The sequence below is a fragment of the Carboxydocella sp. JDF658 genome (genome assembly GCF_002049395.1).
In the GTDB taxonomy this organism is placed as follows: domain Bacteria; phylum Bacillota.
Genome location: NZ_BDLR01000018.1, coordinates 1 through 21,394, shown reverse-complemented (window position 1 = coordinate 21,394; position 21,394 = coordinate 1). Strand labels below are relative to the sequence as shown.

The 21,394-nt window shown below is 49.4% G+C and carries 40 protein-coding genes and 1 pseudogene; all 41 read left to right on the top strand.

Annotated elements, in window-relative coordinates; translation table 11 throughout:
- Window positions 1–128, top strand: a pseudogene (tuf, locus tag JDF658_RS03550) (elongation factor Tu); the annotation flags it as partial.
- A gap of 240 nt (window positions 129–368) precedes the next feature.
- Window positions 369–677 (top strand): 30S ribosomal protein S10, encoded by a 309-nt coding sequence (rpsJ, locus tag JDF658_RS03545; RefSeq protein ID WP_078666533.1) that lies wholly within the window; start codon window positions 369–371, stop codon window positions 675–677.
- A 56-nt stretch (window positions 678–733) separates the two neighbouring features.
- Window positions 734–1,360, top strand: a complete 627-nt coding sequence (gene rplC, locus JDF658_RS03540; RefSeq protein ID WP_078666532.1) for a 50S ribosomal protein L3 — start codon at window positions 734–736, stop codon at window positions 1,358–1,360.
- 30 nt (window positions 1,361–1,390) lie between these two features.
- Window positions 1,391–2,011 (top strand): 50S ribosomal protein L4, encoded by a 621-nt coding sequence (gene rplD / locus JDF658_RS03535; protein WP_078666531.1) that lies wholly within the window; start codon window positions 1,391–1,393, stop codon window positions 2,009–2,011.
- Window positions 2,011–2,298, top strand: a complete 288-nt coding sequence (gene rplW, locus JDF658_RS03530; RefSeq protein WP_079906489.1) for a 50S ribosomal protein L23 — start codon at window positions 2,011–2,013, stop codon at window positions 2,296–2,298. The genes rplD and rplW overlap by 1 nt, the downstream gene beginning before the upstream one ends.
- A 26-nt stretch (window positions 2,299–2,324) precedes the next feature.
- Complete coding sequence (gene rplB, locus JDF658_RS03525) at window positions 2,325–3,152, top strand: 50S ribosomal protein L2 (protein ID WP_078666529.1); 828 nt, start codon at window positions 2,325–2,327, stop codon at window positions 3,150–3,152.
- 37 nt (window positions 3,153–3,189) lie between these two features.
- Window positions 3,190–3,468: a 30S ribosomal protein S19 gene (gene rpsS, locus JDF658_RS03520; protein ID WP_078666528.1), complete on the top strand. Its 279-nt coding sequence runs from the start codon at window positions 3,190–3,192 to the stop codon at window positions 3,466–3,468.
- Window positions 3,469–3,489: 21 nt separating this feature from the next.
- Complete coding sequence (gene rplV, locus JDF658_RS03515) at window positions 3,490–3,831, top strand: 50S ribosomal protein L22 (protein WP_078666527.1); 342 nt, start codon at window positions 3,490–3,492, stop codon at window positions 3,829–3,831.
- Window positions 3,832–3,833: 2 nt separating this feature from the next.
- A complete protein-coding gene (gene rpsC / locus JDF658_RS03510) occupies window positions 3,834–4,511 on the top strand; it encodes a 30S ribosomal protein S3 (RefSeq protein ID WP_078666526.1) in 678 nt (225 codons plus the stop codon).
- On the top strand, window positions 4,511–4,945 hold the full coding sequence (gene rplP / locus JDF658_RS03505) for a 50S ribosomal protein L16 (RefSeq protein ID WP_078666525.1): 435 nt from the start codon (window positions 4,511–4,513) through the stop codon (window positions 4,943–4,945). The genes rpsC and rplP overlap by 1 nt, the downstream gene beginning before the upstream one ends.
- Window positions 4,935–5,138: a 50S ribosomal protein L29 gene (gene rpmC / locus JDF658_RS03500; RefSeq protein WP_078666524.1), complete on the top strand. Its 204-nt coding sequence runs from the start codon at window positions 4,935–4,937 to the stop codon at window positions 5,136–5,138. The genes rplP and rpmC overlap by 11 nt, the downstream gene beginning before the upstream one ends.
- A gap of 18 nt (window positions 5,139–5,156) precedes the next feature.
- Entirely contained in the window at window positions 5,157–5,417 is a 261-nt protein-coding gene (gene rpsQ, locus JDF658_RS03495; protein ID WP_078666523.1) for a 30S ribosomal protein S17, read from the top strand.
- A gap of 18 nt (window positions 5,418–5,435) precedes the next feature.
- A complete protein-coding gene (gene rplN / locus JDF658_RS03490) occupies window positions 5,436–5,804 on the top strand; it encodes a 50S ribosomal protein L14 (RefSeq protein ID WP_078666522.1) in 369 nt (122 codons plus the stop codon).
- A gap of 12 nt (window positions 5,805–5,816) precedes the next feature.
- The gene (gene rplX, locus JDF658_RS03485) at window positions 5,817–6,134 is read left to right on the top strand and encodes a 50S ribosomal protein L24 (protein ID WP_078666521.1); all 318 of its coding nucleotides are present in this window, start codon (window positions 5,817–5,819) and stop codon (window positions 6,132–6,134) included.
- 28 nt (window positions 6,135–6,162) lie between these two features.
- Entirely contained in the window at window positions 6,163–6,708 is a 546-nt protein-coding gene (gene rplE, locus JDF658_RS03480) for a 50S ribosomal protein L5 (protein WP_078666520.1), read from the top strand.
- 12 nt (window positions 6,709–6,720) lie between these two features.
- On the top strand, window positions 6,721–6,906 hold the full coding sequence (locus JDF658_RS03475; RefSeq protein ID WP_078666519.1) for a type Z 30S ribosomal protein S14: 186 nt from the start codon (window positions 6,721–6,723) through the stop codon (window positions 6,904–6,906).
- 26 nt (window positions 6,907–6,932) lie between these two features.
- Window positions 6,933–7,331, top strand: coding sequence for a 30S ribosomal protein S8 (gene rpsH, locus JDF658_RS03470; RefSeq protein ID WP_078666518.1), 399 nt, complete (start codon window positions 6,933–6,935; stop codon window positions 7,329–7,331).
- Between the two features lie 18 nt (window positions 7,332–7,349).
- Window positions 7,350–7,901, top strand: a complete 552-nt coding sequence (gene rplF / locus JDF658_RS03465) for a 50S ribosomal protein L6 (RefSeq protein WP_079906488.1) — start codon at window positions 7,350–7,352, stop codon at window positions 7,899–7,901.
- A 43-nt stretch (window positions 7,902–7,944) separates the two neighbouring features.
- Complete coding sequence (gene rplR, locus JDF658_RS03460) at window positions 7,945–8,313, top strand: 50S ribosomal protein L18 (protein ID WP_078666516.1); 369 nt, start codon at window positions 7,945–7,947, stop codon at window positions 8,311–8,313.
- Window positions 8,314–8,347: 34 nt separating this feature from the next.
- The gene (gene rpsE / locus JDF658_RS03455; protein WP_278307655.1) at window positions 8,348–8,848 is read left to right on the top strand and encodes a 30S ribosomal protein S5; all 501 of its coding nucleotides are present in this window, start codon (window positions 8,348–8,350) and stop codon (window positions 8,846–8,848) included.
- An 11-nt stretch (window positions 8,849–8,859) separates the two neighbouring features.
- Window positions 8,860–9,045 (top strand): 50S ribosomal protein L30, encoded by a 186-nt coding sequence (gene rpmD / locus JDF658_RS03450; protein WP_078666514.1) that lies wholly within the window; start codon window positions 8,860–8,862, stop codon window positions 9,043–9,045.
- A gap of 18 nt (window positions 9,046–9,063) precedes the next feature.
- Window positions 9,064–9,507: a 50S ribosomal protein L15 gene (rplO, locus tag JDF658_RS03445; protein ID WP_079906486.1), complete on the top strand. Its 444-nt coding sequence runs from the start codon at window positions 9,064–9,066 to the stop codon at window positions 9,505–9,507.
- 1 nt (window position 9,508) lies between these two features.
- Window positions 9,509–10,771: a preprotein translocase subunit SecY gene (gene secY, locus JDF658_RS03440; RefSeq protein WP_079906485.1), complete on the top strand. Its 1,263-nt coding sequence runs from the start codon at window positions 9,509–9,511 to the stop codon at window positions 10,769–10,771.
- 38 nt (window positions 10,772–10,809) lie between these two features.
- The gene (gene map, locus JDF658_RS03435) at window positions 10,810–11,559 is read left to right on the top strand and encodes a type I methionyl aminopeptidase (RefSeq protein WP_278307642.1); all 750 of its coding nucleotides are present in this window, start codon (window positions 10,810–10,812) and stop codon (window positions 11,557–11,559) included.
- Window positions 11,560–11,586: 27 nt separating this feature from the next.
- Window positions 11,587–11,871, top strand: a complete 285-nt coding sequence (locus tag JDF658_RS03430; protein WP_078666511.1) for a KOW domain-containing RNA-binding protein — start codon at window positions 11,587–11,589, stop codon at window positions 11,869–11,871.
- 29 nt (window positions 11,872–11,900) lie between these two features.
- Complete coding sequence (gene infA, locus JDF658_RS03425; protein WP_078666510.1) at window positions 11,901–12,119, top strand: translation initiation factor IF-1; 219 nt, start codon at window positions 11,901–11,903, stop codon at window positions 12,117–12,119.
- Window positions 12,120–12,143: 24 nt separating this feature from the next.
- Window positions 12,144–12,257 (top strand): 50S ribosomal protein L36, encoded by a 114-nt coding sequence (gene rpmJ, locus JDF658_RS03420; protein WP_078666509.1) that lies wholly within the window; start codon window positions 12,144–12,146, stop codon window positions 12,255–12,257.
- A 23-nt stretch (window positions 12,258–12,280) separates the two neighbouring features.
- Window positions 12,281–12,649 carry a 30S ribosomal protein S13 gene (gene rpsM, locus JDF658_RS03415; RefSeq protein WP_078666508.1) on the top strand — a complete coding sequence of 123 codons (369 nt, stop codon included), beginning with the start codon at window positions 12,281–12,283 and terminating at the stop codon, window positions 12,647–12,649.
- A gap of 18 nt (window positions 12,650–12,667) precedes the next feature.
- Window positions 12,668–13,057 (top strand): 30S ribosomal protein S11, encoded by a 390-nt coding sequence (gene rpsK / locus JDF658_RS03410; protein WP_078666507.1) that lies wholly within the window; start codon window positions 12,668–12,670, stop codon window positions 13,055–13,057.
- A gap of 16 nt (window positions 13,058–13,073) precedes the next feature.
- Window positions 13,074–13,700 (top strand): 30S ribosomal protein S4, encoded by a 627-nt coding sequence (gene rpsD / locus JDF658_RS03405; RefSeq protein ID WP_078666506.1) that lies wholly within the window; start codon window positions 13,074–13,076, stop codon window positions 13,698–13,700.
- A gap of 56 nt (window positions 13,701–13,756) precedes the next feature.
- Window positions 13,757–14,701 carry a DNA-directed RNA polymerase subunit alpha gene (locus tag JDF658_RS03400; RefSeq protein WP_078666505.1) on the top strand — a complete coding sequence of 315 codons (945 nt, stop codon included), beginning with the start codon at window positions 13,757–13,759 and terminating at the stop codon, window positions 14,699–14,701.
- Between the two features lie 19 nt (window positions 14,702–14,720).
- Complete coding sequence (rplQ, locus tag JDF658_RS03395) at window positions 14,721–15,059, top strand: 50S ribosomal protein L17 (protein WP_078666504.1); 339 nt, start codon at window positions 14,721–14,723, stop codon at window positions 15,057–15,059.
- A gap of 85 nt (window positions 15,060–15,144) precedes the next feature.
- Window positions 15,145–15,888 (top strand): tRNA pseudouridine(38-40) synthase TruA, encoded by a 744-nt coding sequence (gene truA / locus JDF658_RS03390; protein ID WP_079906484.1) that lies wholly within the window; start codon window positions 15,145–15,147, stop codon window positions 15,886–15,888.
- Between the two features lie 114 nt (window positions 15,889–16,002).
- Window positions 16,003–16,437: a 50S ribosomal protein L13 gene (gene rplM, locus JDF658_RS03385; RefSeq protein WP_079906483.1), complete on the top strand. Its 435-nt coding sequence runs from the start codon at window positions 16,003–16,005 to the stop codon at window positions 16,435–16,437.
- Window positions 16,438–16,458: 21 nt separating this feature from the next.
- Complete coding sequence (rpsI, locus tag JDF658_RS03380) at window positions 16,459–16,857, top strand: 30S ribosomal protein S9 (protein ID WP_078666706.1); 399 nt, start codon at window positions 16,459–16,461, stop codon at window positions 16,855–16,857.
- A 185-nt stretch (window positions 16,858–17,042) separates the two neighbouring features.
- Complete coding sequence (locus JDF658_RS03375; RefSeq protein WP_079906482.1) at window positions 17,043–17,771, top strand: hypothetical protein; 729 nt, start codon at window positions 17,043–17,045, stop codon at window positions 17,769–17,771.
- Window positions 17,772–17,779: 8 nt separating this feature from the next.
- Window positions 17,780–18,094: a hypothetical protein gene (locus JDF658_RS03370; RefSeq protein ID WP_079906481.1), complete on the top strand. Its 315-nt coding sequence runs from the start codon at window positions 17,780–17,782 to the stop codon at window positions 18,092–18,094.
- On the top strand, window positions 18,078–18,494 hold the full coding sequence (locus JDF658_RS03365) for a PIN domain-containing protein (protein ID WP_079906480.1): 417 nt from the start codon (window positions 18,078–18,080) through the stop codon (window positions 18,492–18,494). Before JDF658_RS03370 ends, JDF658_RS03365 begins: the two co-directional genes overlap by 17 nt.
- A gap of 110 nt (window positions 18,495–18,604) precedes the next feature.
- On the top strand, window positions 18,605–19,339 hold the full coding sequence (gene cwlD / locus JDF658_RS03360) for an N-acetylmuramoyl-L-alanine amidase CwlD (RefSeq protein ID WP_078665925.1): 735 nt from the start codon (window positions 18,605–18,607) through the stop codon (window positions 19,337–19,339).
- Window positions 19,340–19,345: 6 nt separating this feature from the next.
- The gene (amrA, locus tag JDF658_RS03355; RefSeq protein WP_079906479.1) at window positions 19,346–20,755 is read left to right on the top strand and encodes an AmmeMemoRadiSam system protein A; all 1,410 of its coding nucleotides are present in this window, start codon (window positions 19,346–19,348) and stop codon (window positions 20,753–20,755) included.
- Between the two features lie 14 nt (window positions 20,756–20,769).
- Window positions 20,770–21,394 (top strand): radical SAM protein (locus JDF658_RS03350; RefSeq protein WP_143311939.1); only part of this gene is annotated, 625 nt, incomplete at its 3' end.

Sequence of the window (21,394 nt, the reverse complement as noted above, 5' to 3'; positions counted from 1 at the left end):
CTGGTGACAACGTTAAGATCGAAGTAGAACTGATCACCCCCATCGCTATTGAAGAAGGTCTGCGCTTCGCTATCCGCGAAGGTGGCCGGACTGTAGGCGCTGGCGTGGTATCAGCTATCAACGAATAATCTTAAAGCTATACTTTTGGGGACAGGTACTGCAGGCAAAAAAGTCTGCAGTATCTGTTTCTCTATAGAAATTTTCGCAAACCCCTTGTATTTCTGGGGTAAAATCAATATAATATATAATTGTTGGCAAATCGACAGGCGATGAGGTGAAAGGTTGCCTTGTCGGGCCACCTACCCGTCAAGGGGAATTTTCACTGAGAATGTCCGCAACGATCGGGCGAAAAAAGGAGGGGTAAATCAATGAGCAAACAGAAAATCAGAATCCGTTTGAAGGCCTATGACCACAAGATTTTGGACCAGTCTGCGGCTAAAATCGTGGAAACAGCCAAACGGACAGGGGCCAAGGTAGCTGGGCCGATTCCGTTGCCTACGGAAAAAGCCATCTACACCATCTTGCGGTCTCCACATGTCAACAAGGACAGTCGGGAGCAATTTGAAATGCGGACCCACAAGCGGCTGATTGATATCGTAGAACCCGGTCCCAAAACAGTCGATGCTTTGATGCGACTGGATCTGCCTGCGGGCGTTGATATTGAAATTAAACTGTAAACACATTACGGCACGCCTGGGGGCGTGTTCTGAGAAATGCATAGGAGGTGGCAAAAATGGCGAAAGGTATCTTGGGTAGAAAAGTGGGGATGACTCAGCTTTTCACTGAAGATGGCAAATTGATCCCCGTAACTGTGATTGAGGCTGGCCCGTGCGTCGTAGTACAAAAGAAAACCGTAGAAACCGATGGTTACAATGCCATCCAGGTTGCTTTTGGTGATGTGAAGGAGACCCGGGTGAACAAGCCTCTGAAAGGGCATTTTGCCAAGGCGGGGGTTCAGCCCAAGCGCTACGTTCGCGAATTCCGCGTAGATAATGTCGATGAATATCAGGTAGGTCAGGAAATTTTCGCTGATATTTTTGCTGAAGGAGAAGCAGTGGATGTAACCGGTATCTCCAAGGGTAAAGGTTTTGCCGGTGCCATCAAACGGCACGGTTTTGCCCGCGGCCCAATGGCTCACGGTTCTAAATACCACCGTCGCGTCGGTTCTCTGGGTGCTAAAGGCCCGGCTCGGGTATTTAAAGGCCGTCCTCTGCCGGGGCGTATGGGTGGAGAAAGGGTTACCGTACAAAACCTGCAAGTGGTAAAAGTTGACCGTGAACGCAACCTGCTGGTTATTAAAGGCAGTGTACCCGGCAACAAAAACAGCCTGCTGATCATCAAACCTAGCGTCAAAGCTTAAAGATAAACGGCAGGAAAGGAGGAAAAAGTGATGCCTAAAGTGGCACTGTACAATATCAACGGTGAACAGGTGGGCGAAATTGAGCTGAAAGATGAGATCTTCGGCATTGAGCCCAACAAGCATGTGCTGCATCAAGCAGTGGTGGCTCAGCTGGCCGCTGAACGGGCTGGCACCCATTCCACTAAGACCAGGGCTGAGGTCGCTGGCGGTGGCAAGAAGCCCTGGCGGCAAAAAGGTACCGGTCGGGCTCGTCACGGGAGCATTCGTTCTCCTATCTGGCGTGGGGGCGGTATCGTGTTTGGTCCCAAGCCGCGCAAGTATGGCTTTAAGTTGCCCAAGAAGGTAAGAAGACTGGCACTGAAGTCTGCGCTTTCCGCCAAGGTTCTGGCTAATGAGATTTTTGTACTGGACAATCTGAGCTTTGAGGCTCCTAAGACCAAGGAAATGGTGAAAGTCCTGAACAACCTGAAAGCCCAAAATGCTCTGGTGGTAACTGCTCAGCTGGATGAGAACGTCTTCAAATCTGCTCGCAACATTCCTGGGGTAAAACCGGTAACTGCCTCTGGCATTAATGTATATGACCTGCTCAAACACGGCAGTCTGGTTATCACCAAAGATGCAGTGGCTCGGGTCGAGGAGGTGCTAGCCTAATGCGGAGCTATCAAGATGTGCTGATTCGCCCCGTAGTATCGGAAAAGTCCATGGCTTTGCTGGCCGAAAATAAATATACTTTTCTGGTCAATCCTGCAGCTAACAAAATCGAAATCAAGCATGCTGTGGAAAAAGCCTTTGGTGTAAAAGTTGTAGATGTCTGGACCATGAACATCAAGGGTAAAACCAAGCGGGTAGGCCGTACTGTTGGCAAGACCCCTGACAAGAAAAAGGCGATAGTTAAACTGGCTGAAGGCCACAAGATCGAATTGTTCGAAGGTGTGTAAGACGCAAGGAAAGGGAGGGAACCATAATGGCGATCAAGTCCTTTAAACCCACCTCTCCGGGCCGCCGCTTTGTAACTGTCTCCACTTTTGAGGAGATTACTACTGATAAGCCGGAAAAATCCCTGCTGGAGCCTCTCAAGAAAAAGGCTGGCCGCAACAATCAGGGTCGGTTGACTGTGCGCCATCAAGGTGGCGGACATAAGCGGATGTACCGGATCATTGATTTCAAACGCAACAAAGATGGCATTCCTGGCCGCGTTGCTACTATCGAGTACGATCCGAACCGGAGTGCTCGCATTGCCCTGATCAACTATGCTGACGGGGAAAAACGCTATATCATCGCCCCTGTTGGTCTGAAAGTTGGCGATGTCATTTACTCCGGGCCGGAAGCGGATATTAAAGTGGGCAATGCTCTGCCGTTGCGCAATATTCCGGTAGGTACCACTGTCCACAATATCGAGCTCAAGCCGGGCCGTGGTGGCCAGCTGGCACGTTCTGCTGGTTCCTATGCTCAGCTGATGGCCAAGGAAGGCAAGTATGCCTTGCTGCGCATGCCTTCCGGTGAATTGCGGAAAGTACTGGCCGAGTGCCGGGCTACCATCGGTCAGGTAGGCAACCTGGATCATGAAAACATTACTATCGGTAAAGCTGGTCGGGCTCGCTGGCTGGGTATCAGACCTACCGTCCGCGGTGTGGTAATGAACCCTGTCGATCACCCGCATGGTGGTGGTGAAGGTCGTTCACCTATCGGGCGTAACCCGGTTACACCCTGGGGTAAACCGGCTCTGGGTGCTAAAACCCGGAAGAAGAACCATCCTACTGATAAGTTTATTGTGCGCCGTCGCAATAAATAACCTGCGAAAGACAGCGTGAAGGGAGGCAGATGCGAAGATGGGCAGAAGCCTGAAAAAAGGACCGTTTTGTGATGAGCACCTGCTGAAAAAAGTGCGGGCTTTAAATGAAAAAGGGGAAAAGCGGGTCATTAAGACCTGGTCCCGTCGTTCCACCATTTTCCCGGAAATGGTTGGGCATACTATTGCTGTGCATGATGGCAGAAAGCACGTGCCTGTGTATATTACTGAAGAAATGGTCGGACACAAGCTGGGTGAGTTTGCTCCTACCCGGACCTTCAAAGGGCACGCCGGGGAAAAGACAACTTCCAGGAAATAACGGACGAGAGGGGGTAATTCCATGGAAGCCAAAGCCGTGGCGAAGTATGTACGCATTTCGCCCCGTAAAGTTCGGCAGGTTATTAATGTTGTGCGGGGCAAGGATGTGCAAGAAGCTTTTGCTATCTTGCGATTCATGCCCAAAGCTGCTGCACGGGAAGTGCTAAAGGTATTGAAATCTGCTGTGGCTAATGCTGAACACAACTATGAAATGGACACTCAATCCCTTTATATAAGCAAAATCTTCGTTGACCAGGGACCAACCTTGAAACGGTATAATCCGCGGGCTATGGGTCGGGCCGATCTGATTCGGAAGCGTACTAGCCATATAACCGTGGTGGTCAGCGAGAAGAAGGAGGGATAACGGTGGGTCAGAAGGTACATCCCAAAGGACTGCGGATCGGGATCATTAAAGACTGGGATGCCAAGTGGTTTGCAACCCGGGATTTCGATAAACTGCTGGTGGAAGATGTTAAACTGCGTCGTTATGTAAAGAATCGGCTCTATGGTGCTGGTGTCTCCAAGGTCGAAATTGAGCGCAGTGCCAACAGGGTCAAGGTTACCATTCACACAGCCAAGCCGGGAATTGTTATCGGTCGTGGCGGTGCTGAAATTGAAAACCTGCGCAAGGACCTGGAAAAAATGACTGGTAAGCGGGTCAATGTAAATGTGCAGGAAATCAAAGTGCCGGAGCTGGATGCACAACTGGTTGCAGAAAATGTTGCCGCTCAGCTGGAAAAGCGGGTTGCTTTCCGTCGGGCAATGAAACAAGCTGTAAGCCGGGCGCTGCGTCTGGGTGCTGGCGGTATTAAAATCGCTTGCTCTGGTCGTCTGGCAGGTGCTGAAATTGCCCGGACTGAATGGTATAACGAAGGGAAAGTTCCCTTGCATACTCTCCGGGCTGACATCGATTATGGCTTTGCAGAAGCCAACACCACTTATGGCAAAATCGGTGTCAAAGTTTGGATTTACAAAGGCGAAGTTCTGCCTGAAGCCAAGCCGGCAGTAGCTGTTGCTGAGGCTGCTGAAGGAGGGGAGCAGTAATGCTGGTACCAAAAAGAGTAAAATGGAGAAGAGTACACCGGGGCCGGATGAAAGGCCGTGCTAAAGGCGGTACCGAGCTGGCATATGGTCAGTATGGGTTACAGGCTTTAGAGCCCGCCTGGATCACCAGCCGGCAAATTGAAGCGGCCCGGGTTGCTATGACTCGTTATATCCGCCGGGGCGGTAAAGTATGGATCAAAGTTTTCCCTGACAAGCCCATAACCGCCAAGCCTGCTGAAACTCGGATGGGTAGCGGTAAGGGTTCACCGGAGTACTGGGTAGCAGTCGTAAAACCCGGTCGCATCCTGTTTGAGCTCTCTGGCGTTCCTGAGGAAACTGCCCGGGAGGCCATGCGTTTGGCTGCCCACAAGCTTCCCATCAAAACCAAGTTCATAAAACGCGAAGAAATGGGTGGTGAAGCAAATGAAAGCTAACGAAATCCGTAACCTGAGCAATGAAGAGTTGACCCAGAAACTGGGCGACCTGAAAGATGAACTCTTTAAGCTGCGCTTTCAATTGGCCACAGGCCAGCTGGACAATCCCATGCGTATCCGGGAAGTCCGCAAAACCATCGCCCGTGTTAAGACCATTCTTCGCGAGCGGGAACTGAAAGCTACCCAGGCTTAAGGAAAGGAGGTTTCGCCTGTGGAAAGAAACAGCAGAAAGGTTCGGATCGGGACTGTTGTCAGTGACAAAATGGATAAAACCGTAGTAGTAGCTGTTGAATCCATGTTCCGTCATCCGTTGTACGGTAAGACTGTTAAGCAGACCAAGAAATTCAAGGCCCATGATGAAGAAAACGCCTGCCGCATTGGCGACAGAGTCAAAATAATGGAAACCCGGCCGCTGAGCAAGGATAAGCGCTGGCGGGTTGTCGAGATCCTGGAGCGGAAGGAACAACTGTAGGAAAGGAGGTCACCAGATATGATTCAGGTGCAGACAATCCTGAATGTGGCTGACAATACTGGGGCCAAGAAACTGATGTGCATCCGGGTAATGGGTGGTTCCAACCGCCGTTATGCCTCGGTTGGTGATATCATCATCTGTTCTGTTAAAGAAGCAACACCTGGCGGCGTGGTCAAGAAAGGTGATGTGGTCAAGGCCGTTGTGGTGCGGACCAATAAAGAAGTACGTCGTCCTGATGGTTCCTACATTAAGTTTGATGACAATGCCGCTGTAATCATCAAGGAAGACAAAAGCCCCCGGGGAACCCGGATTTTTGGACCTGTAGCTCGGGAGTTGCGGGATCGGGACTTTATGAAAATCATCTCCCTGGCTCCGGAAGTTCTCTAAGGAGGTGGCAGAATGTCCAGGGTACATGTAAAAAAAGGCGACACTGTAGTAGTTATTACCGGGAAGGATGCCGGTAAAAAAGGGAAAGTGCTGCAGGTAATCACCGACAAAAACCGCGTTGTTGTTGAAGGTGTGAATATTGTAAAACGCCACACCAAGCCCAATCAAGCAAATCCCCAGGGTGGGATTATCAGCAAGGAAGCTCCCATCCATGCTTCCAATGTCATGCTCTGGTGTGACAAATGTGGTAAAGGCGTTCGTTATGGCAAACTGATTAAAGACGGAGTAAAAGTTCGGGTTTGCAAAAAGTGTGGCACTAACCTCGAATAGAACTTGACCGGGAAAGGAGGTAGTAACCTTGGCACGACTCAGAGAGAAATACCAAGCCGAAGTAGCTCCTGCATTGATGCAGAAGTTTGGCTATAAAAACGTTATGCAAATTCCTAAACTGGAAAAAGTGGTAATCAATATCGGTCTGGGAGAAGCCATTCAAAATCCCAAGGCCATTGAGGCTGCTGTTAATGACCTGACCATGATTACCGGTCAAAAGCCCATCGTCACCCGGGCCAAAAAATCCATCGCCGGCTTTAAGCTGCGGGAAAACATGCCCATCGGTGTGAAAGTTACTCTGCGGGGCGACCGGATGTATCATTTCCTGGACAAACTGTTCCATGTAGCCCTGCCCCGGGTAAGGGACTTCCGCGGGGTATCTCCTACAGGTTTCGACGGCCGGGGCAATTATAACCTGGGCCTGAAGGAACAGCTGATCTTCCCTGAAATCGAGTATGACAAGGTCGATAAACTGCGTGGAATGAACGTAACCATCGTTACTAGCGCCAAAACTGATGAAGAAGCCCGTGAACTGCTCCGTTTGTTGGGCATGCCCTTCCGGGCCAGCAAGTAAGGAGGGAAGAACGTGGCTAAGAAATCGATGATTGCCAAACAACAGCGGAAGCCCAAATTTAAAGTCCAGGGTTATAACCGCTGCAAACTGTGTGGCCGTCCCCGGGCCTACATGCGGAAATTCGGCATTTGCCGGATCTGCTTCCGGGAGCTGGCATATCGAGGCGAAATTCCCGGCGTGAAAAAAGCCAGCTGGTAGGATAAACGGAAGGAGGTAGCTCAACCATGGTAATGACCGACCCCATTGCGGATTTTCTGACCCGGATCAGAAACGCGAATATGGTCTACCACGAAAAAGTGGAAGTACCTGCATCCAAGATGAAGACCTCTCTGGCCGAGATTCTGAAAAACGAAGGCTTCATCAAGGATTATGAATATATTGAAGATGGCAAGCAAGGGGTTTTGCGCATCTATCTGAAGTATGGTGCCAACAAGGAGAAAGTCATCTCCGGCCTCAAGCGAATTAGCAAACCCGGCCTTCGGGTTTATGCCAAGAAAGATGAAATTCCCCGGGTTCTCGGTGGACTCGGAATTGCCGTTATCTCCACTTCCAAAGGCTTGATGACCGATAAGCAAGCTCGCAAAGAAGGACTGGGCGGCGAAGTAATCTGCTACGTATGGTAAGAAGTAGGAGGTGTCATCATGTCCAGAATCGGTAAACAGCCGGTGGCTGTTCCCAATGGGGTGGAAGTCAAAATCGACGTCAATGTCGTAACTGTCAAAGGCCCCAAAGGGCAGCTGACCAAAACCTTTCACCAGGACATGAAAATCAGCCTGGTGGATAATCAAATTATCGTCGAGAGACCTTCTGATGAAAAACAACATCGTTCCCTGCATGGCCTAACCAGAACCCTGATCGCCAATATGGTTGAAGGGGTTACCAAAGGTTTCAGCAAAAACCTGGAGCTGGTAGGGGTTGGTTACCGGGCTCAGAAGCAGGGGCGTAAGCTGGTGCTGAGCCTTGGCTTTAGTCATCCGGTTGAAATCGAACCCGAACCAGGGATTGAGATAGAAGTTCCGGCAGCTACCAAGATTTCTGTAGTCGGTATCGATAAGGAAAAAGTCGGACAGCTGGCTGCTGTAATTCGCTCCATCCGTGAGCCTGAGCCGTATAAGGGCAAGGGTGTTAAGTATGAAGGGGAAGTTATCCGCCGCAAAGTCGGTAAAACCGGTGGTAAAGGTAAGAAGAAGTAAGCAGGTGGCCTAAACACCTGAACTGAAAGGAGTGAACTTACCTGTGTATAAGCGCATAGATCGGCGTGAGATTCGGCGCAAAAAACATCTGCGGGTTCGGAAAAAAGTAGTTGGGACTGCCGAAAGACCTCGTCTGGCAGTTTACCGCAGTTTGAATCATATCTATGCTCAAATCATCAATGATGAGACCGGTACAACTCTGGTAGCCGCGTCTACCGTTGAGCCGGCAATTCGCAGCCAGGTAAAATATGGCGGTAATGTAGAAGCCGCCAGGGTAGTAGGTAAGGCTGTGGCTGAGAAGGCCAGAGCAGCAGGTATCACCAAGGTTGTTTTCGACCGCGGTGGCTATCTATATCATGGCAGGGTAAAGGCCCTGGCTGATGCAGCTCGCGAAGCCGGACTGGAATTCTAAAGTACCTGCGTAAGGAGGGAAAGTAATGGCCAAGATCGAGAAAATCGATCCCAACAGCTTGGAACTGACCGAAAAGGTTGTGGCAATAAATCGGGTAGCCAAGGTTGTTAAAGGCGGTCGGCGTTTCAGCTTTAGCGCCCTGGTAGTCGTTGGTGACGGCAATGGCCATGTCGGTGCTGGTCTCGGCAAAGCCGGGGAAGTACCTGATGCCATTCGCAAAGGAATTGAAGATGCCAAGAAAAACATGATTCGCGTGCCACTTAAAGGCACCACCATTCCCCATGAAGTTGTCGGGAAGTTTGGCGCTGGCAAAGTCCTGCTCAAGCCCGCTTCCGAAGGTACCGGTGTTATTGCCGGAGGTGCTGTACGCGCTATTCTGGAACTGGCCGGTGTACATGACATCCTGGCCAAGTCTCTGGGCACTTCCAACCCCAACAACGTGGTACGGGCTACCATGGAAGGACTGAAAGCCCTCAAGACCGTTGAGGAAGTAGCCAGACTGCGGGGCAAAAATCCGGACGAAATTCTCGGTTAGGAGGGAGTACAGTGGCTCAACTGAAAATCACTCTGGTGAAGAGCCCAATTGGCTATGCTGAAGACCAGAAGGTCACTGTGCGGACCCTGGGACTCAGAAAGCTGCAACAGACTGTTATTCATAATGATACCCCTCAGATTCGGGGTATGGTGAAAAAAGTACAACACCTGCTCAAGGTTGAAGAAATTAGCGAATAGGACAGGGAGGTGTAAGTGATGAAGCTTCATGAGCTGCAACCGGCTCCTGGCTCTAAGTTCGAACCTGTCCGCAAAGGCCGGGGGATCGGATCGGGATTAGGTAAGACTGCCGGCCGCGGCCACAAAGGGCAAAAAGCCCGGAGTGGGGGTGGCGTGCGTCCTGGTTTCGAAGGCGGTCAAATGCCGCTGCAACAGCGCATACCCAAGCGTGGTTTCAACAATGCCCGCTTCCGCAAGGAAATCGTGGCCATCAATGTATCAGCTCTGAATATCTTCGAAAACGGAACGGAAGTTACCCCCGAACTGCTGGTCAAAGCCGGGGTCATCAAGTCCGTAAAGGATGGCGTCAAAATTCTAGGTAACGGGGAGTTGGAAAAGGCTTTGACAGTTAAGGTCAACGGCTTTAGCAAGTCTGCTGTGGAAAAGATTCAGGCAGCGGGCGGAAAAGCTGAGGTGATCTAAGATGCTGTCAACCCTGTCCAATGCCCTGCGGATTGGTGAGCTGCGGAAAAAGCTGCTTTATACCTTAATGATGCTGTTTGTTTTTCGGCTGGGTGTACACGTGCCTGTGCCAGGTATCGATGTAGCAGCTATTAGAAAATTGCTGGAAAGCCAGGCCTTTGTAGCCTTTTTCGATGTGATTTCCGGGGGTGCTTTTAAAAACTTCTCCATCTTTGCTATGAGTATCACCCCCTATATTAACGCCTCCATTATCATGCAATTGCTGACAGTGGTTATTCCCACTCTGGAGCAATGGGCTAAAGAAGGTATTGAGGGGCGGAAGCGCATAGTTGAATTCACTCGCTATCTGACGGTTGTGCTGGCTTTTATCCAGGCAACTGGTATCTACTTCGGGCTGGGTGCAGCTATTCCCAATAAAGGGATTGTAACCTATATCGTCTTTGTTACCAGTCTGACAGCCGGTACAGCCTTTTTGATGTGGCTGGGTGAACAGATCACGGAAAAGGGCATTGGCAATGGTATTTCCCTGCTTATTTTCGCAGGGATTGTTTCCCGCATTCCTTCTGCTCTTGCCAATATTCAAAAATTGCTGGCAGCAGGCAGTATCAATGTTTTGAATGTGCTGCTTCTAGTCGTAATCGGTGCACTGGTAATCGCCGGGATTGTATTCATTCAAGAAGGACAGCGGCGGGTCCCGGTACAGTATGCCAAACGGGTGGTTGGCCGGAAAGTTTATGGTGGGCAGAGTACCCATATTCCCATTAAGGTTAATCAGGCTGGCGTTATTCCGGTGATTTTCGCCTCTTCTTTGCTGATGTTTCCGGTTCAGATTGCACAGTACTTCCCCACCAACAGTTTTGCTCAATGGTTCATCAGGTGGTTTGGCTGGGGCACCTTCTTGAATACCATCTTTTTTGCTCTACTGATCATCGCATTTACGTTTTTCTATACGGCCATTACCTTTAACCCGGTAGATGTAGCGGACAACATGAAGAAGTATGGCGGCTTTATACCGGGAATTCGACCAGGCCGTCCCACCGCAGAGTTTCTCAATCGGATTATGATGAGACTGGCATTAGCAGGTGGGGTATTCCTGGCCTTGATTTCCATCCTGCCTAACTTTATGATGGCAATAACCAAAATCCAGAACGTCTATTTCGGAGGTACGGCCCTGCTTATCGTGATCGGGGTAGCCCTTGATACTATGAAGCAAATGGAAGCGCAGATGCTGATGCGCCATTACCAGGGATTCATGCGGGGGTAATGGCCGGTGGGCTGTCGTCCTGAACAGGAGGGAACGGGTTGGCCATTCACTTTAAAACCGAGAAGGAACTACAATTGATGCGGGAAGTCGGTCGGGTGGTGGCTATAACTCTGGCAGAGCTGGAACAGGCAGTTCGCCCGGGCATAACCACAGCGGAATTGGACCGGATAGCTGAAAATGTGATCCGAAAGCTGGGGGCAGTGCCCGCTTTCAAAGGTTATCACGGCTATCCGGCCACCATCTGCGCTTCAGTCAATGAAGAAGTTGTCCACGGCATTCCCGGTTTAAGAAAACTGGAAAATGGTGATATTATTAGTATTGATGTGGGTGCGGTACTTAATGGATTTTATGGTGACAGTGCCAGGACTTTTCCGGTAGGTGACATTTCTGCTGATGCCAGGCGGCTGCTGGCAGTTACTGAAGAATCCCTCTACCAGGGCATCAGTCAGGCGAAAGTCGGCAACCGGATTTCAGATATTTCCCACGCAGTACAAAAATATGTAGAAAGCCACGGATTTTCCGTGGTTCGGGACTATGTTGGCCATGGCATAGGTACTGCAATGCATGAAGAACCCCAGGTGCCCAATTTCGGTCCGCCAGGGCGAGGCCACAGGTTGCTGCCAGGGATGACTCTCGCGATTGAGCCGATGGTCAATATGGGTGAGTATCATGTCAAGACACTGGCGGATGGGTGGACAGTGGTGACCCTGGATGGTTCGCTGTCGGCTCATTTCGAACACACCATCGCCATCACAGCCGATGGCCCGGAAATATTGACTAAGGTTTAGGTGCCTTGTGGCATGGAGGTGCAATCCATGGCTGAGAAGGAATTGCAAATCGGTCAGCTGGTTTACTCCAGGGCTGGCCGGGATCAAGGCCGCCCCTTCCTGGTATGGGATTATCTGTCTGATACCATGGTGGCGGTGGTAGATGGGGATCTGCGCAAAGTGGAATCTCCAAAGAAAAAGAATATTAAACACTTGAAAGCCATGCCTGCTATTGCCGAGGAGATTGCCAGAAAAAAGCTGGCCGGCGTGCGCATCTTCAACCATGAAGTCCGCAAGGCTTTGAAGGACCTGGGAGCAATACCTGAGCAATGATTTGTGGGACACAAGGAGGGTAAAGACCTATGGCCAAATCAGATGTCATCGAGGTAGAGGGCACTGTAATTGAGCCCCTACCTAATGCCATGTTTACCGTGGAACTGGATAATGGACACCGGGTGCTGGCCCATGTGTCCGGCAAAATCCGTATGAATTTCATCCGGATCCTGCCCGGGGACCGGGTCACTGTGGAATTATCTCCTTATGACCTGACCAGAGGCCGGATTGTATATCGGTATAAGTAACCCGGGACAAAAGGAGGAATTGCCGTGAAGGTTAGACCATCTGTAAAACCTATCTGCGAAAAATGTAAAATTATCAAGCGCAAGGGCGCTGTTATGGTGATATGCGAAAATCCCAAACACAAACAGAAGCAAGGTTAAGGACATAGGAGGTGTAGCGAACTATGGCCCGTATTGCTGGTGTAGACCTGCCCCGGGAAAAGCGGGTAGAAGTGGCTCTGACCTATATTTTTGGTATTGGTCTTCCCACTTCCAAGAAGATTCTGGCCGAAACCGGAATTAACCCCGACACAAGGGTGCGGGATCTGACTGAAGATGAAGTTGCTCGTCTGCGGGAAGTTATTGATAAGAACTATAAAGTTGAGGGTGATCTGCGGCGGGAAATCGCTCTTAACATCAAGCGTCTGATTGAAATTGGCTGCTATCGGGGCATTCGTCATCGTCGTGGGCTGCCTGTCCGTGGTCAGCGGACTAAGACCAATGCCCGGACCCGCAAAGGTCCGCGGAAGACGGTAGCCGGCAAGAAGAAGTAATAAGGGGGGAATTTAAGCATGGCTCGGAGACCGCAAAGAACCAAGAAGCGGGAACGGAAAAATGTAGACAAGGGCGTAGCCCACATCCAGTCTACCTTCAATAACACCATCGTTACCATTACAGACCGGCAAGGTAACACTATTTCCTGGGCTTCTGCCGGAACCAGTGGCTTTAAGGGCTCCCGCAAGAGCACACCCTTTGCCGCTCAGCTGGCTGCGGAAAATGCCGCCCGGGAAGCGATCGAACATGGCATGAAGGAAATCGAAGTTTATGTTAAAGGACCGGGAGCCGGTCGGGAAGCAGCGATTCGGGCACTGCAAGCTGCTGGTCTGGAAGTTAGCCTGATTAAGGATGTAACTCCCATTCCCCACAACGGTTGCCGCCCGCCCAAGCGGCGTCGTGTTTAGGAGGTGCTGTTGAAACATGGCAAGATATACTGGTCCCAGCTGTCGTCTGTGCCGTCGGGAAGGTATCAAGCTCTACCTGAAAGGCGAACGATGCTATACTGGTAAGTGTGCAATTGACCGCCGGAGCTATGCCCCTGGTCAGCATGGTCAGGCTCGGAAAAAGTTGTCTGAATACGGTGTGCAGTTGCGGGAAAAGCAGCGGGCCAAGCGGATTTATGGTTTGCTGGAAACCCAGTTCCGCAACTATTTCGAAAAGGCAGACCGGATGCCTGGCATTACCGGTGAAAACCTGCTGCGGCTGCTGGAGCGGCGCCTGGACAACGTAGTCTATCGTCTGGGTTTTGCTTCCTCCCGGAACGAAGCCCGGCAGTTGGTACGGCATGGACATTTCACTGTTAACGGTCGTCGGGTAAACATCCCCTCCTTCCAGGTAAAAGTCGGGGATGTGATTGCCATCAATGAAAAGAGTACAGAGTCCCCGCGGTTCAAGGAATTAATCGAGCTGGCTCCTAACCGGGGTGTACCGGCATGGCTGGAGCGGGATCTCAATACTTTAAGCGGTAAAGTGGTTGCTCTTCCTGCTCGAGAAGACATCGACGTACCTGTTCAAGAGCACCTGATCGTCGAGTTGTACTCCAGATAATGGTTGGTTCTAACCCTCTGGTGGTCTGAATTCTCGAGAAGGAGGGTACAAATAGGATGCTGGAAATCGAAAAACCCACCATTGAATGTGTGGAACTGGCTGAGGACAACACCTATGGCAAATTCGTTGTCGAGCCGCTGGAGCGGGGTTATGGCGTAACCCTGGGCAACTCCCTGCGGCGGGTGCTGTTGTCTTCCTTACCGGGGGCGGCGGTAACCTCGGTCCGGATTGAAGGGGTACTGCACGAGTTTTCAACTATTCCCGGTGTAGTTGAGGATGTTACTGATATCATCCTCAACTTAAAAGGCCTCAGTTTAAAAATGCATACCGATGAGGAAAAGGTTCTGATCCTTGAAGCTGAAGGAGAGGGCGAAGTCAAGGCCGGAGACATCAAAGCTGATGCAGATGTGGAGATTTTGAATCCCGATCTGCATATAGCTACCTTAGATCACGGTCGTATCTATATGGAAATCACTGTGGCTAAAGGCCGCGGTTATGTTTCTGCAGACCGCAACAAAAAGCCGGACCATGAAATTGGGGTTATTCCCGTTGACTCAGCCTTTACTCCCGTACGGCGGGTGAAATATGCGATTGAAAACACCCGGGTCGGACAGATTACTGACTATGATAAGCTGACCATGGAAATTTGGACTGATGGCAGTATTCGTCCCGATGCTGCCCTCAGCTGGGCCGCTAAAATTCTGTCCGAGCATCTTTCCCTTTTCGTTGGTCTGACAGATGCCATTGGTGATGTCAAGATCATGGTCGAGAAGGAAGAAGAAGCCAAGGATCGGATTCTGGAAATGACTATCGAGGAACTGGACCTTTCGGTGCGTTCCTATAACTGTCTGAAGCGGGCCGGTATCAATACCGTTGAAGAACTGGTAAACCGGACCGAAGAAGATATGATGAAGGTACGCAACCTGGGCAAAAAGTCCCTGGAAGAGGTCATTAACAAGTTGCAAGAACTGGGCCTGTCCTTGAAGAAATCCGAAGAGTAGACTGAGGAGGGAAACTTAAATGGCATACAGAAAGCTGGGTCGGAACAGTGGCCACCGGCGTGCTCTGTTACGAAACATGGTAACCTCCTTGTTTAAGGAAGAGCGCATCGAGACTACTGCTCCTAAGGCCAAGGAAGTACGGAGCATTGCCGAAAAAATGGTTACCCTGGCCAAGCGGGGAGACCTGGCAGCCCGCCGTCAGGCTTTGGCATATATCCTGGATGAAACCGTAGTTAAAAAGCTGTTTGATGAAATTGGACCCAAATATGCCGAGCGCCAGGGCGGCTATACCCGCATTGTAAAAGTTGGCAATCGCCGCGGTGATGCTGCTGAGGTTGTAATACTCGAGCTGGTCTAAGTATGTTAGCAAGGGTCAGGATGGGTAACAGCCGCTGGCAGCTGCTCTCCTGACTTCTTGTTTTGATGAATTGAGGGGCTAAATTATGCGCAACCTCAAATTGGTCCTGGAATATGATGGTACTAATTATCATGGCTTTCAAAGTCAGGCAACAGCAGGGCTGCCTACTATTCAGGGTGAGCTGGAAAGAGTATTACAGCGCTGGACTGGTGAAGCCATCACGGTAATTGGCGCCAGCCGAACTGATGCCGGTGTCCATGCCCGGGGCCAGGTGGTTAACTTCCATACCAGCTGGCCGATACCCGTGGATAAAGTGCCTCTGGCTCTTAATTCTGGCGGGTTGCCGCCTGATATTGTTATCAAGCAGGCAGAGGAAGTGGAACCGGCTTTTCATGCCCAGTTCTGGGCCAAAAACAAAACCTATTGTTATACCATCTATAATAGTCGGATACCTTCAGCTTTCTGGCATCGTTATAGCTGGTATGTTCCTGTTTTGCTGGATAGCCAGGCGATGGCTGAGGCAGCCCGCTTTTTGCTCGGCACCCATGATTTTGCCGCTTTTCGGGCAGCAGGAGCTACCAGCAAGACAACGATTAGGACGATTAATCAAGTAGCAGTGGCTCAGGATGGTCCTTTACTCACTATCACCATTAACGGCAATGGTTTTCTGTACAATATGGTACGCATCATTGCTGGCACTCTGGTGGAAATTGGCAAAGGAAAACTAAACCCGGAGGTTATTACCCAAATCATTGCCAGCCGGGACCGTAACCAGGCCGGGCCCACGGCGCCCCCCCAGGGGCTGTGTTTACTGGAAGTTAACTATTGACATGACAACTTCTGCATATTACAATGATTTTATGACATGGTATGGAATACCCCTGCCCCGGAGGGTTTTTATACCACGATTTGCAGTTCTGTCAGGATGCAAGGAGGGAAAAACATGACCACCTATATGGCCAAACCCCAAGAGGTGCAGCGCAAGTGGTACATCTTGGATGCGACAGGAAAACCCCTGGGCCGCCTGGCTTCTGAAGCTGCCAGGTTGCTGCGGGGCAAGCATAAACCCATTTACACTCCCCATGTGGATACCGGTGACCATGTGATCATCATCAATGCCGAAAAGGTAGTCCTGACCGGGAAAAAACTGGATCAGAAAAAATGGCAGCGTCACTCCGGTTACCCGGGCGGATTTAAGTCCACTGACTACCGGACTCTGTTACAGACCAGACCGGAACTGGCTGTGCAGCTGGCTGTCAAAGGCATGCTGCCCCATAACCGGCTGGGTGACAAAATGTTGAAAAAGCTCCGCGTCTATCGGGGCAGTCAACATCCCCACCAGGCTCAACAGCCTGAGCTGTGGGTAGGTCAAGAGTAACAGAGGAAGGAGGTAGTAATAGTGGCTCAAGTAGTTCAATACTGGGGTACCGGAAGACGGAAAAATGCAGTTGCTCGTGTACGTCTGATTCCCGGTGGCACTGGCAGGATTCTGGTTAATAACCGGGAACTGGGTGAATATTTCGGGAAAAAGACTCTGGAAATGATCGTAAAGCAGCCTCTGGAAATCACCAATACTCTGGGCAAATTTGATGTCCTGGTTAAAGTTCATGGTGGTGGGATTTCCGGCCAGGCTGGCGCTGTGCGTCATGGCATCGCTCGTGCTCTGACTAAAGCAGATGAAGAATTGCGGCCTGCTCTGAAGCGGGCTGGTTTCCTCACTCGTGACCCGCGCATGAAGGAGCGCCGCAAGTATGGCTTGAAAAAGGCCCGCAAAGCTCCTCAATACTCCAAGCGTTAATTTCATATTGTCTGAATCTAATCCCTGCGACTACCTGTTTTTCCGGGTTAGGCGCAGGGATTTTTTAGAAAGTACATAAGTTTACGTAGGATATTGCATTGCAATAAAAGATTGTACATAATACTTGTAAGAGTATAATGCAAATGTGTGTCATGAGGAAAATAATATTTTTGGGGGTCCGTGAAGTGAAAAATAAATTGATTAATACGAGTTTTAGTGTTGTATTTCCCCGTCAGGCCCACATTCGTAGAAAAGCGTACGAATTAGAGGATAGACTAAAAAATTTATATTTGCAACCTGAGATCTTACCAGTTCCTGATGAAATTGACCCGGAAATGCCACGAATAATATTCAGCTCGCATCATGGTTATAGCCAATTGATTGTTTCGCAGGTAAACATTCAACTGACTGCATTCTATTCCCCGGACTGGCAAGAAAATATGGAATTAGGTAAAAAATATTTTATGGAACGCAGTTCTTTAATTTTTAACTTACTTGACTTAATTGGAGATATTAAACCTTATTTTTGCGGTATTACGAATAGAGCCCAAATTAACATAGACACTATAAGTGATAAGGTTGTTTTAAAACAGATAGCAAATACTTTTTTGAAAGAGTTATCTGATAATACAAGCGATATAGAAGTTAAAAATACCAAAATAGTAGATAATCGCTTTTATAGTAACATAATTGTACGTAATTTTCGCACATGGGAACACAATGACCATCAGGAAGTTATACGCCTTTCGAATAAAGGTGCGCTGAAGCGTGGTATTGAAGTAATTTGTGATTTTAATGACAGGTATGCATTCAATGAAATTGAAAATTATTTTTCCGATAAATCAATACTTAATGAAATTATCGAACGAGGTTTCACAGAGCTAAATAGTGTTCTTGCGCAATTTAGGGAGTGAGAAAGAGTATGTCTAATGCGTTTGTGTGTGGGGCGGCCGCAATTGCTACGTCAATTATTTTGACAACTAGCCATTCTAGCATTGAATATAATAAATTTAATTGTGTTCATAAGTTTGTAAAAGATGGTATAATAAAAAAAACATCTACATCACGATCGGTGCAACTTCCTTATGAAGTTCAAACATGGAGAGAACTTCGCTGTGCAAAGATAAAAGCAATTCAAGGAAAATATGCTTTTGTACCGACTAGTAGCGAGGAATTTATCAGAAGTAAGTGGGAGGAAATAGAAAAAGAAGGGGATACGGATGGCGGTTGTTTTTGATGCTTGTGCCATTATTGCTTGGCTACGTGACGAACCTGGTGCAGACATGATTAGTGAGATTATTAAAAATGAAGATTGCTGCTATTTACATGCGATTAATGCTTATGAAGTATATCACGACTTTCTACGAGTTACAGGTAAAGAAGAAATTGCAAGTAATGCAATTGAGGATATTAAATCTGTAGTAGAGGTTATCGAAAATATGGAAACGCAACTATGGAAGACTGCTGCGGATGTAAAAATAAATATAAAAAAAATCTCTATTCCTGATTGCTTCGCAATTGCGTTAGCAAAACGCATAAATGCTCCTGTGGTAACGGCAGATCATAAAGAGTTTATTCCAGTAAAAGAGAAAAAAATATGTGAAGTTATTTTTTTCGGGATCCTGGTGTGCACTTAAAAAAATAATTTAAGCAATAATAGTTTAAAAGTACTTCGCTCAGCTCAGCCAGCTGAGCGGTTTTATTTTTTCTTCCACGGGCATAATGTTTGAGGGGGAGGTGGGAACAAATGCGGGTAATCTATTTTCGCTGGCGTTCACTGGTGAGTGTACTGGCGCTTCTGTTGATAGCCACTGGTATGGGGCTGTATCTAGGGGAGAAAAATAGGCAAGAGGAAATACTGGTTATGGCGCCATTACTGGCTGGAAAAATGATAATACTGGACCCGGGCCATGGCGGGTATGACCCCGGAGCCAAAGGGAAAAATGGCGGGGTTGAAAAGGAGATAACCCTGGCGGTGAGTCAGCGACTGGCACTGGCGCTGGCTCAGTCCGGAGCAGGAGTCCTGATGACCAGAAACGGTGATTATGACCTGGCCCCTGAGGATGTGGATTCTCTCAGCTTGAGAAAACAGCTGGATTTAAAGAAAAGGGTTGAAATTGCTGAATCCGCAAAAGCAGATCTGCTCCTCAGTATTCATGTTAATGCCTTTCCTTCAGAAAAATGGTATGGGGCCCAGACCTTCTATCAAGGGGGGGATGCCAGGAGCAAACAGCTGGCAGAAGCAATTCAGAGTGAACTGCAACGAATAACCGGCACCCGACGGGTGGCAAAAACTGCTGATATTTTTACCAACCGGGTGTCATCAATGCCATCAGTTACTGTGGAAATTGGCTTTATATCCAATCCGCAAGAGGAAAAACTAATGATGGACCCGGATTACCAGAATAAAGTAGCCTGGGCTATTTACTGTGGCATTTTGCAATATTATACTAAAATTAACCAGACTGAGGTACAGAGGTGAATAAAGTTGAACAATATTGTTTATGTTGGGCTCAGCCCTCATCCCCCTATTATCATTCCGGCCATAGGTAAGGAAGAGCTAACTAAAGTAGAGGCTACCGTAACAGGTATGAAAAAATGGGCTGATGAGGTGCGTAGGGCTGAACCGGATGCGATTGTACTCATTTCCCCCCATGGGACAGTTTTCAGTGATGCTATCACTATTCGCAAGGGGGAAAGAGTACAGGGAAATCTGGCGGATTTTGGTGCTCCGCAAGTCAAGGCAGACTGGCCGGTAGATTTAAATTTACTGGAGGCTATTGGCCTGATGGCATACCGGGAGCAGGTGAATGTCGTTTCTCTGGACCGGGAGGAAATGCAGCGGCTAGGTGCTAAATGGGAACTGGACCACGGTGCAATCGTTCCTCTGTGGTATTTGCAGGAAGCGGGGCTGGACTGCGCTCTGGTTTCAGTTAACATGGGTCTACTGGCGGTAGAGGAACTGTACGCCTTTGGGCTGGCGGTGCAACGGGCGGCAGGATTGCTGGGCCGCAGGGTTGCGGTAATTGCTAGTGGGGATTTATCTCATCGACTGACACCAGATGCTCCTTCTGGCTTTGCACCTGAGGGCAAAGAATTTGACCGGCGCATTAAAGAGAATCTGGAGTTATTACAAATTGAGGAAATTCTGCGTTTGCCTGAAGAGCTGGTGGAAAAGGCAGGGGAGTGTGGCTTGCGGCCATTAATTATGGCTTTGGGAGCGCTGGATGGCCTGGATGCTCAGTGTGAGATTTTCAGCTATGAAGGCCCCTTTGGAGTAGGATATCTAGTCTGTGGTTTTAAGCCTCAGGGACCCAATCCGGAGCAGGAACTTCTGGAAAAATTGATTGACCGCAGGGAAGAGGAAATTGCTGCCCGTCGGGCCCGGGAAAGCTATCCGGTAAAGCTGGCTCGCCGTTCTCTGGAATACTATCTGAGAAATGGAGAGATTCTGGACAAACCCAAAGATTTGCCTCCAGAACTGGAAAAGGCTGCTGGTGTGTTTGTTTCCATAAAGAAACATGGACAGCTGCGTGGCTGCATTGGCACAACCGAGCCTACCCAGCCTACTATTGCCGAGGAGATTATTCATAATGCCATTGCGGCAGGAACCAGGGACCCCCGGTTCTGGCCGGTAGAGGAAGAGGAATTGAGTCAATTGCTATATTCCGTAGATATTCTTAACCCGGCAGAACGGGTTAATTCCCTGGCCGATCTGGATCCCCGCCAGTATGGTGTGATAGTCCGCAAAGGCCGAAGTAGCGGCCTGCTTTTGCCTGATTTGCCAGGGGTGGACACAGTAGAAGAACAGCTGCGGATTGCCAAGCAAAAAGCAGGCATTAACCCGATGGATCAGGATGTAGAGATCTGGCGCTTTACTGTAACCCGCTACCTGTAGTGGAGGGATATAGTATGAAAGAGGCTCAGTACTGGCAGAGGGAAGGGGAAAAAATCCGCTGCCAGTTATGTCCTCATTACTGTCTTGTGGCAGATGGACAAAAAGGTAGATGCGGAGTGAGAGAGAACAGAGGGAACAAGCTTTATGCCCTCAATTATGGACAAATTGGGGCCCTGGCCCTGGACCCTGTCGAGAAAAAGCCCCTTTTTCGCTTTAAACCGGGTAGCATGATTTTGTCAGTAGGAACAACGGGCTGTAACCTGGATTGCGCCTTTTGCCAGAACTGGGAACTGGTAAGCGGCAGGGGAGGCAGGGAGGAAATCAGTCCGGAAGAACTGGTGGCCCTGGCAGAAAACTACCGGCCAGTCGGGAATATTGGTCTGGCTTATACCTATTCCGAGCCCTTGATGTGGTTTGAGTTTGTCCTGGCTACGGCCAAATTGGCCCGGGGGAAAGGATTGGCAAATGTGCTGGTCAGCAATGGCTATATCAATGAAGCTCCCTGGCGGGAGCTGTTGCCCTGGCTGGATGCAGCTAACATTGATATTAAAGGAGAGAAAGAGTTCTACCGTAAGCTGTGTAAAGCCCGCCCGGAACCGGTGTGGCGTGCAGTAGAACTGGCGGTAGAGGCGGGGGGTT